At 66.2% G+C, this 13,832-nt stretch carries 12 protein-coding genes and 1 pseudogene; 2 read left to right on the top strand and 11 right to left on the bottom strand.

Annotated features, from left to right (window positions below; all coding sequences use genetic code 11):
* Positions 1-35 precede the first annotated feature (35 nt).
* The 7 genes and pseudogenes from moaA to ACLB1G_RS05115 all read right to left on the bottom strand — a co-directional run bounded on the left by moaA (position 36) and on the right by ACLB1G_RS05115 (position 8,943).
* Positions 36-1,014: pseudogene (gene moaA / locus ACLB1G_RS05145) on the bottom strand (GTP 3',8-cyclase MoaA).
* 102 nt (positions 1,015-1,116) lie between these two features.
* The gene (locus ACLB1G_RS05140) at positions 1,117-1,863 is read right to left on the bottom strand and encodes a peptidylprolyl isomerase (RefSeq protein WP_491626115.1); all 747 of its coding nucleotides are present in this window, start codon (positions 1,861-1,863) and stop codon (positions 1,117-1,119) included.
* Positions 1,864-1,875: 12 nt separating this feature from the next.
* Positions 1,876-2,559, bottom strand: coding sequence for a respiratory nitrate reductase subunit gamma (gene narI / locus ACLB1G_RS05135; protein ID WP_491626114.1), 684 nt, complete (start codon positions 2,557-2,559; stop codon positions 1,876-1,878).
* 11 nt (positions 2,560-2,570) lie between these two features.
* Entirely contained in the window at positions 2,571-3,239 is a 669-nt protein-coding gene (gene narJ / locus ACLB1G_RS05130) for a nitrate reductase molybdenum cofactor assembly chaperone (RefSeq protein ID WP_491626113.1), read from the bottom strand.
* A complete protein-coding gene (narH, locus tag ACLB1G_RS05125) occupies positions 3,232-4,788 on the bottom strand; it encodes a nitrate reductase subunit beta (protein ID WP_491626112.1) in 1,557 nt (518 codons plus the stop codon). Before narH ends, narJ begins: the two co-directional genes overlap by 8 nt.
* 3 nt (positions 4,789-4,791) lie before the next feature.
* Positions 4,792-8,490: a nitrate reductase subunit alpha gene (locus tag ACLB1G_RS05120; protein WP_491626111.1), complete on the bottom strand. Its 3,699-nt coding sequence runs from the start codon at positions 8,488-8,490 to the stop codon at positions 4,792-4,794.
* 99 nt (positions 8,491-8,589) lie between these two features.
* Positions 8,590-8,943: a hypothetical protein gene (locus ACLB1G_RS05115; RefSeq protein ID WP_491626110.1), complete on the bottom strand. Its 354-nt coding sequence runs from the start codon at positions 8,941-8,943 to the stop codon at positions 8,590-8,592.
* A gap of 181 nt (positions 8,944-9,124) precedes the next feature.
* On the opposite strand from ACLB1G_RS05115, the gene ACLB1G_RS05110 reads away from it, so the two are divergent.
* Together ACLB1G_RS05110 and ACLB1G_RS05105 are read left to right on the top strand one after the other, a co-directional pair.
* Positions 9,125-9,502, top strand: coding sequence for a hypothetical protein (locus ACLB1G_RS05110; protein ID WP_491626109.1), 378 nt, complete (start codon positions 9,125-9,127; stop codon positions 9,500-9,502).
* A gap of 9 nt (positions 9,503-9,511) precedes the next feature.
* A complete protein-coding gene (locus tag ACLB1G_RS05105) occupies positions 9,512-9,757 on the top strand; it encodes a DUF3079 domain-containing protein (RefSeq protein WP_491626108.1) in 246 nt (81 codons plus the stop codon).
* On the opposite strand, the gene ACLB1G_RS05100 is transcribed toward ACLB1G_RS05105, so the two are convergent.
* Genes ACLB1G_RS05100 through ACLB1G_RS05085 form a run of 4 tightly spaced genes read right to left on the bottom strand, consistent with a single transcriptional unit; the run spans position 9,728 to position 13,696 of the window.
* A complete protein-coding gene (locus ACLB1G_RS05100; protein WP_491626107.1) occupies positions 9,728-10,372 on the bottom strand; it encodes a carbonic anhydrase in 645 nt (214 codons plus the stop codon). The two genes, ACLB1G_RS05105 and ACLB1G_RS05100, sit on opposite strands and share 30 nt — an antisense overlap.
* A 21-nt stretch (positions 10,373-10,393) precedes the next feature.
* Positions 10,394-11,074: a Crp/Fnr family transcriptional regulator gene (locus ACLB1G_RS05095; RefSeq protein ID WP_491626106.1), complete on the bottom strand. Its 681-nt coding sequence runs from the start codon at positions 11,072-11,074 to the stop codon at positions 10,394-10,396.
* 4 nt (positions 11,075-11,078) lie between these two features.
* Positions 11,079-12,464 carry a NarK family nitrate/nitrite MFS transporter gene (locus ACLB1G_RS05090; RefSeq protein ID WP_491626105.1) on the bottom strand — a complete coding sequence of 462 codons (1,386 nt, stop codon included), beginning with the start codon at positions 12,462-12,464 and terminating at the stop codon, positions 11,079-11,081.
* The gene (locus ACLB1G_RS05085; protein ID WP_491626104.1) at positions 12,461-13,696 is read right to left on the bottom strand and encodes an MFS transporter; all 1,236 of its coding nucleotides are present in this window, start codon (positions 13,694-13,696) and stop codon (positions 12,461-12,463) included. Before ACLB1G_RS05085 ends, ACLB1G_RS05090 begins: the two co-directional genes overlap by 4 nt.
* Between the last annotated feature and the right edge of the window lie 136 nt (positions 13,697-13,832).

Genomic DNA, 13,832 nt, shown 5'->3' with positions numbered 1-13,832 from the left:
TTACGAAGCCAAAGTATACACGGCGGCGTCCGGCGTCAGCCGCCGGTCTGCGACATGAAGCGCACGATTTTCTGCGGCTGGCGGCCGAAATCGTGCTGCATGGGTTTCAGTTCGATGGCCGCGCGTATGGCCTGTTCCAGCTCGGCGTCGCTGGCGCCGCCGCGCAGCAGCGGCCGCAGCGGAGCTTGCTGCTCCTGGCCCAGGCACAGGTAGAGGGTGCCGTCCACCGACAGCCGCACGCGGTTGCAGGTGGCGCAAAAATGCTGCGACAGGGGCGTGATATACCCTATGCTGGCGCGGCCGTCGGCCGTGCTCCAGTAGCGCGCCGGCCCGCCGCCCAGTTCCACTGCGGCCTGGCGCAGGCCGAAGCGCTCGGCCAGCCGCTGCTGCACCGGCCCCAAATCCAGGTAGGCGGTGTTGCGGCCGGTCTCGCCCATGGGCATGACCTCGATCAGGCGCAGCACGAATTGCTGTTCGATGCAAAAGGCGGCCATGGCCTCGATTTCGTCCTCGTTCACGCCGCGCAAGGCCACCATATTGACCTTGACCGGCGCCAGCCCGGCCTCCCTGGCGGCCCGCAGCCCTTCCAGCACGGCCGGCAGGCAGGCAGTCGCGCCCGGTGATGCCGGCCATGCATTCGCGGTCCAGCGAGTCCAGGCTGACGTTCACGCGCGAGACGCCGGCCTCGCGCAGCGCCCGGGCATGGCGCACCAGGCGGGTGCCGTTGGTCGACAAGGACAAATCGCCCACGCCCGGCAGCGCCCGCAGGCGGGCCGCCAGTTGCGGAATGTGGCGCCGGGTCAGCGGTTCGCCGCCGGTCAGGCGCACCCGCCGCGTGCCCAGGCGGGCGAACACGCCCACCACGCGCTCGATCTCGCCGAAGGTCAGCCAGTCGTCCGGTTCCTCATAGCCCTTGAAGCCGCGCGGCATGCAGTAGCCGCAGCGCAGGTCGCAGCGATCCGTGACCGACACCCGCAGGTACTCCACCGTGCGGCCAAACCGGTCGCGTAGCATGATGCACTCCTTTCATGGGACATGCCGCCATTGTAGCGATATGCATTTCCGCTGGCACTGCGCCCGACGGCGTAGCATGTCTAGTTCTTTATGACTAGTTGTTCATTGAACCAGGGGGCTGGCGGCGCCCTCCAGCTCGACGCCCTCGATGGCCGCGCGCCCCGCCAGCAGGTGCAGGTACTGGTGCAAGGCGCGCTGCCAGCACTGCAAACGCAGGTGCTCGGCGATGCCCGCCCTGACCGCCTCGTATGGCGCCAGTACGCCCTCGATGCGGCGCTCCACCTGCACGATGTGCAGGCCGTAGCGGGTTTCCAGCAGGCGCCCATGCAGCTCGCCGGGCTGCAGGCGGAACAGCAGGTCGTCGAATTCCGGCACGCACTGGCCGCGACCCAGCTGGCCCAAGCTGCCGCCGACGGCGCCGGATGGGCAGTTGGAGTACTCCCGGGCCAGCTCGGCAAAGCGCTGCGGCCTGGCCTGCAGCTCGGCCAACACCAGCTGCGCCGTCCCGCGCAGCAGTTCCAGCGGCGCCGCCGGCGTCACCTGGAACAGGATATGGCGCGCTTCCACCAGGTCGCCGCTGCGGAAGCGCTGCGCATGGCTCTCGTAGTAGCGGCGGCAGGCTGCGTCGTCGGCCAGCGGCACCACAACCTCCTGCCCGAACAGCGCCTCGATGCGTTCATCCTCGTCGCCGGCCGCGATGCCCAGCCGGGCCGCCTCCTGCAGCAGCAGCTGGCGCAGCACCACTTCATGCACCGCCGCGAGCAGCGGGTTGTCCGCGCCCTGGTGGTGGCCGATTTCCGCCGCAATGGCGCTGTCGTCAATGGCTATCCCGTTGACTGCGATTCCCATGCTTCTCTCCTTTCAGCGCGTGCGCACCAGTTGCCAGGCGCGCGACAGGTAGGCCAGCGCGCCGAAGCCGCTCCACACATGCACCAGGCGGGTGAACGGGAAGATCGCGAACAGCGACATGCCCATGAACAGGTGCAGCTTGAACACCAGCGGCGCTTCTTCGATCAGGGCGGCGGCGTCGGCACGGAAGGTGACAATGTGCTGGGCCCAGCCCATCAGCAGCACCATCATGTGGCCGTCCATGTGGCCGGCCGAGACGAAGATCGACGACAGGCCAAGCAGCAGCGTGGCCAGCAACCACACCAGCACCAGGCGGTCGCGGAAGGTGGTGCGGGCGCGCACCCGCTCATTGCTCAGGCGGCGGCCCAGCAGCATCAGCAGGCCGACCAGGCACAGGCTGCCCATCACGCCGCCGGCCACCATGGCCACCAGCTGCTTGGTGCCGTGCGCAACGCCCAGCGCATCCCACACCCACACCGGAGTGAGCAGGCCGGCCGCATGGCCGAAGAACAGCCCCAGCACGCCGATGTGGAACAGCGGGCTGCCCAGGCGCAGCATGCCGCTGTTGAGCGTCTGGCTGGATTCCGACTTCCAGCTGTACTGCTCGCGGTCAAAGCGGACCAGGCTGCCGAGCAGGAAGATCGCCAGCGCGATATAGGGATAGATCCCGAACAGGAATTGATGCAGGTAGTTCATGGCGCTCTCCATCAGTGAGGCTGCGGCGCGGCCGCCTTGGGGTAGAAATTAATTGGCTGTACGCCGCCCGGCATGGTCTTGAGCAGCGGCTCGGCGCCGTCGGCGCCGGGGCCGAAGGTTTCCAGCGCCTCGTCCATGTCGCGCACCGGCGGGCCGCTCAGTTCCTCGGCCTGCACCGGCGTCAGGGTCTGCAGCAGTTCGAACACGCAGGCGTACGGGCTGCCGCTGGCGCGCAGCTTGCGGCCGATATGGGCCAGCACGTGGATGGCGTCGCCCAGCAGCGGCGCGGCCTCCTGCGGCGTGCGCTGCGACAGGAATTCCAGGAACAGCGGCACGTAGTCCGGCAGGTCGTCTCCCACCATCTGCAGGCCGTGGCGCGCGTACTCGCCCATCAGGTCCACCATGGCCTGGCCGCGGTCGCGCGACTCGCCGTGGATATGCTCGAACAGGTGCAGCGAGTGCGAGGGGTTGCGGTCGAAGGTCAGCACATATTCCTGCTGCTGCTCGATCAGCGCCGCGGTGCCGATATGGGCGAACAGCTCCTGCAGCGCGGCGTGCCACTCGGGCAGCGTCTCCAGCAGCAGCTGGTTGAGGGCGGCCTGTTCGGCCACCAGTTCCTGCTCCGGGTACAGCAGCAGCGCGGACAGCACCCGGTAGCCTTGCATGGTGGGATCAGGCATCTGCGTTCTCCTTCTTTTTACGTGACTTGGGCATCATCATGAAGATTTCCGAGCCGTGCTTGCGCTTGCCGAACAGGCTGGCGTCGCTGACGCCGTCCGAGCAGCCGTTGCCGAAGCTGAAACCGCAGCTGCCCTTCTCGTTGAAGCTGTCCTCGGCTATCTCCTTGTGGCTGCTGGGGATGACGAAGCGGTCCTCGTAATTGGCGATGGCCATGATGTGGTACATGTCTTCCACCATCTCCGGGGACAGGCCGACCTGGGCCAGCACGTCCAGGTCCGGCTTGCCCTCCACGCTCTTGCTGCGCATGTAGGCGCGCATGGCCAGCATGCGGTCCAGCGCGCGGATCACGGGCGGCTGGTCGCCGGCGGTCAGCAGGTTGGCCAGGTACTGCAGCGGAATGCGCAGGCTGGCGGTGTCCGGCAGGATGCCGTTGCGGCCCATGCGGCCGGATTCGGCGGCAGCCTGGATAGGCGACAGCGGCGGGATGTACCACACCATGGGCAGGGTGCGGTATTCCGGATGCAACGGGAACGCCACCTTCCATTCGACCGCCATCTTGTACACCGGCGAGCGCTTGGCCGATTCCAGCCAGGCCTCGGGTATGCCCTGGCGCCGCGCTTCCTCGATCACGGCGGGGTCGTGCGGGTCCAGGAACAGGTCCAGCTGCGAAGGGTACAGGTCGCGCGGATCGGCCACCGAGGCCGCCGCTTCGATCTTGTCGGCGTCGTACAGCAGCACGCCCAGGTAGCGGATGCGGCCCACGCAGGTTTCCGAGCACACCGTGGGCTGGCCGGCCTCGATGCGGGGGTAGCAGAAGGTGCACTTCTCGGCCTTGCCGGAAGACCAGTTGTAATAGATCTTCTTGTACGGGCAGCCGGAGATGCACATGCGCCAGCCGCGGCACTTGTCCTGGTCGATCAGCACGATGCCGTCGTCCTCGCGCTTGTACACGGAGCCGGACGGGCAGGACGCCACGCAGGCGGGGTTCAAACAATGCTCGCACAGGCGCGGCAGGTACATCATGAAAGTGTTCTCGAAGGTGCCGTACATTTCCTTCTGCACGTTCTCGAACAGCTGGTCCTGGCTGCGCTGGGCGAATTCGCCGCCCAGGTCATCCTCCCAATTGGGGCCCCACTCGATCTTGTCCATCTTCTTGCCGGTGATGACGGAGATGGGACGCGCGGTGGGCGGCGTCTGCGACAGCGGCGCGTGCTGCAGGCGCTCGTAGTCGTAGGTGAAGGGCTCGTAATATTCGTCGATCTGCGGCAGGTTGGGATTGGCGAAGATCTGCGACAGTATTTTGAGGCGGCTGCCCTGGCGCGGTTCGATCTTGCCGCTGGCGGTGCGGCGCCAGCCGCCATTCCAGCGCTCCTGGTCCTCCCAGTGCTTGGGATAGCCGATGCCGGGCTTGGTCTCGACGTTGTTGAACCAGGCGTATTCGACGCCATCGCGGCTGGTCCACACGTTCTTGCAGGTGACCGAGCAGGTATGGCAGCCTATGCACTTGTCCAGGTTCAGCACCATGCCGATTTGCGCTCTGATTTTCATGTTTTAGCTCCGTTCTTGATTCAGGGGGCCTTCCAGCCAATCCACCTTGTTCATCTTGCGCACCAATACGAATTCATCGCGGTTGGAGCCCACCGTGCCGTAGTAGTTGAAGCCCCACGACAGCTGGGCGTAGCCGCCTATCATGTGGGTCGGCTTGGTCACGGCGCGCGTCACCGAGTTGTGGATGCCGCCGCGCTTGCCGGACTGCTCGGAACCCGGCACGTTGATGATCTTTTCCTGGGCGTGGTACATCAGCGTCATCCCCACCGGCACGCGCTGGCTGACGATGGCGCGCGCGGTCAGGGTGCCGTTCACGTTGAACACCTCGATCCAGTCGTTGTCCACGATGCCGGCCTCCCTGGCGTCATCCTCCGAGAGCCACACGTGCGGCCCGCCGCGCGACAGGGTCAGCATGCGCAGGTTGTCCGAGTAGGTCGAGTGGATGCCCCATTTCTGGTGCGGGGTGATGAAGTTCAGCGCGAGTTCCTTGTTGCCGTTTGGCTTGGCGCCCAGCATGGCCGTGGTGGTGCGGGTGTTGATGGCCGGCTTATAGACGCACAAGCCTTCGCCGAAGTCGCGCATCCAGCGGTGATCCTGGTAGAACTGCTGGCGGCCGGTCAGGGTGCGCCATGGGATCAGTTCATGCACGTTGGTGTAGCAGGCGTTGTAGCTGACTTCCTCCGATTCCAGGCCGGACCAGGTCGGCGACGAGATGATCTTGCGCGGCTGCGCCTGCACGTCGCGGAAGCGGATGCTGTCATGCTCGCGCGGCAGCGCCAGGTGGGTGTGGTCGCGGCCCGTGATCCTGGACAGCGCCTCCCAGGCCTTGACCGCCACGTGGCCGTTGGTTTCGGGCGCCAGCGACAAGATCATCTCGGCGGCGTCGATGGCCGTGTCCAGGCGCGGCTGGCCCTGGGCGATGCCGGGCGCGGTCACGGTGCGGTTGATGCCGCGCAGGATCTCGACCTCGTGGCCGGTCTTCCAGCTGATGCCCTTGCCGCCGTTGCCGATCTGCTCCAGCAGCGGGCCGATCGAGGTGTATTTCTGGTAGATCCTGGTGTAGTCGCGCTCCACCACCGTGAAGTTGGGCATGGTCTTGCCGGGAATGGGTTCGCACTCGCCGGCGCGCCAGTCCTTGGGATCGAAAGGCTGCCCCAGTTCACCCGGGGTGTCGTGCATCAGCGGCGTCAGCACCAGGTCCTGCTGCTGGCCCAGACAGGCGCCGCCGATCTCCTCGAACTTCCTGGCGATGCCCTTGTAAATCTCCCAGTCCGAGCGCGATTGCCACAGCGGCTGCACGGCTTCCGACAAGGGGTGGATGAAGGGGTGCATGTCCGAGGTGTTGAGGTCATCCTTCTCGTACCAGGTGGCGGTGGGCAGCACGATGTCGCCATACAGGCAGGTGGTGGACATGCGGAAGTCCAGCACCACCAGCAGGTCCAGCTTGCCCTCGGCGGCCGGACGCACCTTGACGTCGCGCGGCTTGATGCAGTTGTTCTCATCGCTCATCAAGGCGTTCTGGGTGCCCAGCAAATACTTGAGGAAGTATTCATGGCCCTTGCCCGAGCTGCCCAGGATGTTGGAACGCCACACGAACATATTGCGCGGGAAGTTGGCCGGGTTATCCGGGTCGTCGCAGGAGAAGCCCAGGCTGCCCTGTTTGATTTGCTGGACCGCGTAATCGACCGGCTTGAGGCCGGCGGCGGCGGCGGCCCGCGTCACCTCCAGCGGATTGGTCTGCAGCTGCGGCGCGGATGGCAGCCAGCCCAGGCGCTCGGCCTTGGCGTTATAGTCCAGCAGCGTCATGGGAGCGACGTCGGCGCCGGCCAGCGGCGAGGCGATTTCCCCGGTGTGCAACTTCTCGTGGCGCCACTGGCTGGTATGGTTGTAGAAGAAGGAAGTGCCGTTCATCTGGCGCATCGGACGGTTCCAGTCCTGGGCGAAGGCCAGCGGGGTCCAGCCGGTCTGCGGGCGCAGCTTTTCCTGGCCCACGTAGTGCGCCCAGCCGCCGCCGGACTGGCCTATGCAGCCGCACATCATCAGCATGTTGATGATGCCGCGGTAGGTCATGTCCATGTGATACCAGTGATTCAGGGCGGCGCCCACGATCACCATGCTCTTGCCGCGCGTGCGGTCGGCGTTTTCGGCGAACTGGCGCGCCACGGTGATGACGTCGGCGGCCTTGACGCCGGTGTGCTTTTCCTGCCAGGCCGGCGTGTACGGCACATCGTCCTGGTAGCTGGCGGCCACGTTGGCGCCGCCCAGGCCCCGGTCCACGCCGTAGTTGGCCATGGTCAGGTCGAACACGGTGGCCACCAGCGCGCTGCTGCCGTCGGCCAGCACCAGGCGCTTGACCGGCACATGGCGCAGCAGCATGTCGCAGGCGTCCTTGCCGCCAAAATAGGGGAAGCCGACCGGCAGTACCTCGTCGGCGCGGCCCAGCAGCGACAGCTGCGGGTCGACCGGGGCGCCATTGCCGCCCTCCTTCATCTCCAGGTTCCATTTGCCGGACTCGCCCCAGCGGAAGCCGATCGAGCCGGCCGGCGCCACGATGCGGCCGCTGTCCTCATCGATCACCAGGGTTTTCCAGTCCGGGTTGTTGGCTTCGTCCAGGTTGTTGGCCAGGTGAGAGGCACGCAGAAAGTATTCCGGCGCCAGCACGCCGTTCTGCTCCCTGAGCAGCACCAGCATGGGAAAGTCGGTGTACTGCTTGGCGTATTGCTTGAAGTAGGCCGACTGGCCGTCCTTGTGGTATTCGGTCAGGATCACATGGCCCATGGCCATGGCCAGCGCGGCGTCGGTGCCCTGCCTGGGCGCCAGCCAGATGTCGCCGAACTTGGCCATCTCGCCGAAGTCGGACGACACCGCCACCGTCTTGGTGCCCTTGTAGCGCACTTCGGTGTAGAAGTGGGCGTCCGGGGTGCGCGTCATCGGCACGTTGGAACCCCACACCATCAGGTAGGTCGAGTTGTACCAGTCGGCCGATTCCGGCACGTCGGTCTGCTCGCCCCACACCTGCGGGCTGGCCGGCGGCAGGTCGCAATACCAGTCGTAGAAGCTGAGCGCCACGCCGCCGATCAGCGACAGGTAGCGTGTGCCGGCCGCATAGCTGACCATGGACATGGCCGGTATCGGCGAGAAGCCGACGATGCGGTCCGGTCCGTACTTCTTGATGGTGAGCGCATTGGCGGCGGCGATCATCTCATTGCATTCGTCCCAGCTGGCACGCACGAAGCCTCCCAGGCCGCGCACCGACTTGTAGCGGGCGGCGCGCCCGGGGTCCTGGCTCACGTAATCCCAGGCCGTCACCGGGTCCATGGTCTTGCGCGCCTCGCGCCACATCTCCATCAGGCGGCCGCGCACCATGGGGTATTTAACGCGCTGGGCCGAATACACATACCAGGAATAGCTGGCGCCGCGCGGGCAGCCGCGCGGTTCGTGGTTGGGCAGGTCCGGGCGGGTGCGCGGATAATCGGTCTGCTGGGTTTCCCAGGTGATCAGGCCGTTTTTCACATATACCTTCCAGCTGCAGGAGCCGGTGCAGTTCACGCCGTGCGTGGAACGCACGATCTTGTCGTGCTGCCAGCGCTGGCGGTAGGCGTTTTCCCAGGTGCGGTCCTCGTTGACGACGGCGCCATGGCCGTCCGAGAAGGTGGACTTGGTATGGTTGAAGAACTTCAGGCGATCCAGAAAATGACTCATGCTACCTCCTCATTCGACGATGGGATCAGTCTACGGAGCGCGGCAGCATGTGGGAATCGGCAAGAAGGCGGCCGCGCAACGGGGGATGAACTAGGGCCGCTAGTCCAGAATGACTAGCCTGCCATTGCCGCCGTCCAGGCGCGCCATGCGCCAGCGGCCCTGGCCGTCCAGCACGTGCACCGCGCGCACCATGCCGGGATGCTCCTGGCCGCGCAGCTGGGCCAGCAGCGCATCCAGGCTGCGGTAGCACAGGATCTGGCCGCTTTCGTAGCGTACCTGCGCCACCACGGCCCCGCTCTGGAAGATGGACAGCGCCTCGCATTGCGCCGCGCCGGCTGCCGCACCCTGCTGTGGCGGATGGGCCTGGCGCGGCCCCAGCGCCACGGCGGCCACCAGGCCGGCCAGTACCATCAGCGCCTGGCCGGTGAGGCCGAATTGACACTCCTGATTCATGCTGTTCCTCGCTCTACGGTTTGCAGGCATTGTCCCGTCCTACGGATGGCGGCAGCCATGACTTGCATCATGAAATAACGGCTGCGCGCAGCTGCGGAAGAACTAGTCCGCCTAGTCATTCCTGACGATGGGCAGGCGCCGCGCGGCGCGGTATACATGGTGGTATTTGAGGAGGACGTCAATGAACATTGCAACTTTCGAGGACTTGCTGGTGGCCGCCGCCTTGCAAGCGCAGCCCCAGCGCCTGCTGCTGGCCTTCGCCCAGGCCGAACTGGAACCGGGCGGCGGCGCCGGCCGCACCACGCTGGTGCCCGTGATGTGCGTGGACAAGCAGGTGGGCGAGCTGGACACCTTTCCGCGCCTGGTGGAAGAAGCGCAAGCCATGGGCCCGCACTGGGACGTGGTGCTGGTCAGCACCCTGTCCGGCAGCGGCGGACGGCTGCCGGATGCGCGCCAGACCGAGGATGGCCTGCATGCGCTGGTACAAGCCATCCGCATGGGGCAGATGGAGCGCATGCTGGCCTTCGACCGCAGCGGCGACCTGCTGCGCCATGCCTGAGGCGGCGCCATGGCCAAGCGCTTTCCTGTGAACCCGTCCCGTCCGGAGCTGATCTGCTGGGGCTGCGACCGCTATTGCGCGGCAGACGCCATGGCCTGCGGGAATGGCTCCGACCGCACCCAGCATCCGGTGGAACTGTTCGGTCCCGGGTGGGACCGTTTCGGCTTGAATGCCAGGGATGAGGACAATAGCGACGCCGACGCCGATGCAGACGCCGACGCCAGCTCAGCGCGGCAACGGGCAGACGAGAGGTAAAAACTGCTGCTGGCGCGGCGAGTAGGCCAGCAGCGCGCCGCGTTCCATGTCAAAGTACCAGCCGTGCAGCTTGAGCTTGCCCTCATCCACGCGGCGCTTCAGCCAGGGATAGGTCAGCAGGTTGTCCAGCGACAGCAGGATGCTGGCCAGCTCGCAGGCGTGATGCTGCTCGCTGCTGGCGCGGCGTGCCAGCTCGCGCCGCACGCGCTGCGCCACCGGCTCCGCGATGCGCATCCACTTGCCGACGAAATCGGTCTCGCGCGCCGCTGCACGCGGCGCCATCAGGGCCCGTATGCCGCCGCAGCGCGCATGGCCCAGCACGATCACGCGCGCCACCTCCAGTTCGCACACGGCGAACTCGATGGCCGAGCTGACGCCGGCCGACGCATCCGGCGTGCACGGCGGCACCAGGTTGGCGATATTCCTCACCATGAAGATATCGCCCGGATCGGAGCCGGTCAGCAAGGCCGGATCGACGCGCGAATCACAGCAGCCTATCAGCAGCGTGGCCGGCCGCTGGCCGCCGCGCAGGCTGTCGTAGACATTGCGGCCCTCGCTGAAATACTGCTGCTGGAAGCGGCTGAAGCCGCGGATGAATTTTTCGATGTCTTCCATGTCGGTCACTCAGTGGGTCACTCAGTTGGCGCAGGCGCGCAGCGCATCGGCATCCAGGATGTCGATGCGGCGGCCCTTGAAGGCAATCAAGCGCTGCGCGCTCAGGTCGTGCAGGATGCGCGAGAAATGTTCGGGGGTCAGGTTCAGACGCGAGGCCAGCACCGCCTTGGTCACCGGCAGCGTCAGCTGGCTGTCTCCCGGCGCGGCCAGTTCGCGCAACAGGTAGCCCGCCACGCGCTGGGTGCCGCTGCGTAGCGAATACGCCTCCATGTCGCACATCAGGCTGTGCATGCGCTGGCTCAGGCCGGCCAGCATGCGGCAGGCGAAACCCGGGTCGCGCTGTAGTTCGCCGTAGATGGCGGGCTTGGCGACATGCAGCAGCAAACTGTCCTCCATGGCCTGGGCGGTAACGATATAGGGACTGTCCATGAACATCAGCGCTTCGCCGAAGCTCTGGCCCGGGCCGATCAGCTCTATCACCTTCTCCACCCCGCCCTGCGAGGTGAAGGACAGCTTGACCTGCCCGAACACCACCTGGTGAAAGCCGACGCAGGGATCGCCGCGCTGGAAGATCAGCTCGCCGCGCGCCACCCGCAGCTCGGTGGTCCCGAGCGCCATGCGGTCCAGCTCCTGCCGGCCCATGGACGCGAACAGCGGTACCCGCGCCAGGAAGGCCTGCACCTTGATCTTGCCCTTGTCCATGGCGTCAGCACGGCATGGGCGCGTTGCGGCGCGCGTAGCACCACCAGGTCATGGCGATGCAGCTGGCGTAGAAGCCGATGAAGCACCACAGCGCCGCATCCGGGCTGCCGGTCATGGCGATCGAGGTGCCGTAGCTCTTGGGGATGAAGAAGGCGCCATAGGCCGCCACCGCCGAGGTGAAGCCCAGCACGGCGGCCGCTTCCTTGTTGGCTTCGACCACGGCCTGCTGCTGCACGGCGGGCGGCTGGCCGGCGGCGGCGCGCTGGTGCTCGGTCAGGAAGATCACCGGTATCATGCGGAAGGTCGAGGCATTGCCGATGCCGGTGCCGGCAAACAGCGCCATGAACATCCAGAAGAAACCCTGGAAGCTGCCGGCCGCCTCGCCATGCGGCAGGAACACGATCACGCCGTAGACGGCGGCGATCATGGCGGCAAAGGTCCACAAGGTGACGCGGGCGCCGCCCAGCTTGTCGGCGATCACGCCGCCGGCCACGCGCGCCAGCGCGCCCACCAGTGGACCAAGGTAGGCGTACTGCAGCGGGTTCACGTCCGGGAACATGGTCTTGATCAGCAGCGGAAACGCGGCCGAATAGCCGATGAAGGAGCCGAAGGTGCCGGTGTACAGCCAGCACATCAGCCAGTTGTGCTTGCGCTTGAAGATCACCGCCTGCTCGGCGAAGGAGGCCTTGGCCGAGGCCAGGTCGTTCATGCCGAACCACGCCAGCAGGCTGCTGACGACGATGAAGGGCACCCAGATGAAGCCGGCGTTCTGCAGCCACATGGGCGTACCGTGGCCGGCCTTGACGGCGGTCTGGGCCTCGCCGCCCAGGGCGCCGAACACGCCGGCCGTGATCACCAGCGGCACCACGAACTGCACCGCCGACACGCCCAGGTTGCCCAGGCCGGCGTTCATGCCCAGCGCATAGCCCTTCTGCGCCTTGGGGAAAAAGAAGCTGATGTTGGCCATGGACGAGGCGAAATTGCCGCCGCCGAAGCCGCACAGCAGCGCCAGCACCAGCATGGTGGGATAGCCGGTGCCGGTGTCCTGCACCGCGTAGCCGATGCCCACGGCCGGTATCAGCAGCGAAGCGGTCGAGATGGTGGTCCACTTGCGGCCGCCGAAGATCGGCACCATGAACGAGTAAAAAATGCGCAGCGTGGCGCCGGACAGGCCCGGCAGCGCCGTCAGCCAGAACAGCTGGTTGGTGCTGTACTTGAAGCCGATGGCGGGCAGGTTCACCACCACCACGCTCCACACCATCCAGATCGCGAAGGCCAGCGCCAGCGCGGGTATCGAAATCCACAGGTTGCGGTTGGCGGTAGTGCTGCCGCCGTCGCGCCAGAACGCCGGGCTCTCCGGCTCCCAGGTGCTGATCAGGTATTTGCTCATGCTGCTCTCCTTGAAATTGATACGGCGGCGGGACGGAACGAGTAATGCATCCACACCAGCGACACGCAGACGGCGCCATACAGCAGCATGAAAGCGCTGGAGCGCACGCCGGTCAGGTCCAGCAGCGCGCCGAACAGGATGGGCAGGATGAAGCCGCCCAGGCCGCCGGCCAGGCCGACCACGCCCGAGACGGCACCGATGTTGTCGCTGAAATCGTCCGCAATGAATTTGAAGACAGAGGCCTTGCCGACCGCCATCGCGGTGCCGACCACGAACAGCAGCACGGTAAACAGCGTGGGCGACAGCGCCAGCTGCAGCTGCAGGTCGCCATGGGTGGTCTTGATGGTCATGGCCGTGGGCGGATAGGACAGCAGGAAGAAGCACACCCAGCACACCCACATCACCCACCAGGTCACCTTGTAGGCGCCGTAACGGTCCGAGATCCAGCCGCCCAGCGCGCGCAGCACGCCGCCCGGCAGCGAGAAGCAGGCCGCCAGCAGCGCGGCCAGGCGCAGGTCGAAACCGTATTCACCCACGTAGTATTTGGTCATCCACAGCGCCAGGGCGACATAGCCGCCGAACACCACCGAGTAGTATTGGCAGTAGCGCCACACGCGGCGGTCCTTGAGCACCTTCATCTGCTGGGCAAAGGTGACGGTGGCGCCGCCCTGGTGCGACGGATCGGTGGCGGAACACACCCAGAACAGCAGCGCCGTCACCAGCATGGCGGCCGCGTACACGGTGGGCAGCGCCTGCCAGCCCCAGGCGGCGATGATGGCCGGCGCCACGAACTTGGTCAGGGCCGAACCGGAATTGCCGGCGCCGAAGATGCCCATGGCCAGGCCGCGCCGCTGCGGCGGGAACCAGCGCGCCACATAGGGCGTGCCAACCGAGAACGAGCCGCCCGCCAGGCCGATCAGCAGGCCCAGGACCAGGAACTGCCAGAACTGGGTAGCTACACCCACCAGCCAGATGGCCGGCACCGTGGCCAGCATCAGCAGGAAGAACACGATGCGGCCGCCGAACCTGTCGCTCCAGATGCCCAGCGGGACCCGCACCAGCGATCCGCTCAGCACCGGCATCGCGGCCAGCAGGCCGAATTCCGTTTCATTCAAACCCAGCATTTTCTTGATGGGGATGCCCAGCACGGCGAACATCATCCAGATCGCGAAGCAGATCGTGAACGACACCGTGCTGCTGGCCAGCACCCGCACCGCCTTGTTATTTGACACAGCTTTTCTCCTGACTATGGGACGGTGTCAGGTTACGTGCGCGCGCTGGCCGCGACCATCGGCATGACGGATAGGCCGGCTAGCCCGGAAGGACTACACCGGCCGCCAAGGACAATCCAGATCAAGGATTTCGCAC

The sequence above is a fragment of the Duganella kummerowiae genome (assembly GCF_053572355.1).
The sequence above is the reverse complement of the archived record's forward strand: the minus strand, read 5'-3'. Positions and strand labels throughout refer to the sequence as shown.

Excerpts from the sequence above, each read along its gene's own strand:
- ACLB1G_RS05140 (WP_491626115.1), bottom strand. The coding sequence starts at position 1,863 with ATGGGAATCGCAGTCAACGGGATAGCCATTGACGACAGCGCCATTGCG.
- narI (WP_491626114.1), bottom strand. The coding sequence starts at position 2,559 with ATGAACTACCTGCATCAATTCCTGTTCGGGATCTATCCCTATATCGCG.
- narJ (WP_491626113.1), bottom strand. The coding sequence starts at position 3,239 with ATGCCTGATCCCACCATGCAAGGCTACCGGGTGCTGTCCGCGCTGCTG.
- narH (WP_491626112.1), bottom strand. The coding sequence starts at position 4,788 with ATGAAAATCAGAGCGCAAATCGGCATGGTGCTGAACCTGGACAAGTGC.
- ACLB1G_RS05120 (WP_491626111.1), bottom strand. The coding sequence starts at position 8,490 with ATGAGTCATTTTCTGGATCGCCTGAAGTTCTTCAACCATACCAAGTCC.
- ACLB1G_RS05115 (WP_491626110.1), bottom strand. The coding sequence starts at position 8,943 with ATGAATCAGGAGTGTCAATTCGGCCTCACCGGCCAGGCGCTGATGGTA.
- ACLB1G_RS05110 (WP_491626109.1), top strand. The coding sequence starts at position 9,125 with ATGAACATTGCAACTTTCGAGGACTTGCTGGTGGCCGCCGCCTTGCAA.
- ACLB1G_RS05105 (WP_491626108.1), top strand. The coding sequence starts at position 9,512 with ATGGCCAAGCGCTTTCCTGTGAACCCGTCCCGTCCGGAGCTGATCTGC.
- ACLB1G_RS05100 (WP_491626107.1), bottom strand. The coding sequence starts at position 10,372 with ATGGAAGACATCGAAAAATTCATCCGCGGCTTCAGCCGCTTCCAGCAG.
- ACLB1G_RS05095 (WP_491626106.1), bottom strand. The coding sequence starts at position 11,074 with ATGGACAAGGGCAAGATCAAGGTGCAGGCCTTCCTGGCGCGGGTACCG.
- ACLB1G_RS05090 (WP_491626105.1), bottom strand. The coding sequence starts at position 12,464 with ATGAGCAAATACCTGATCAGCACCTGGGAGCCGGAGAGCCCGGCGTTC.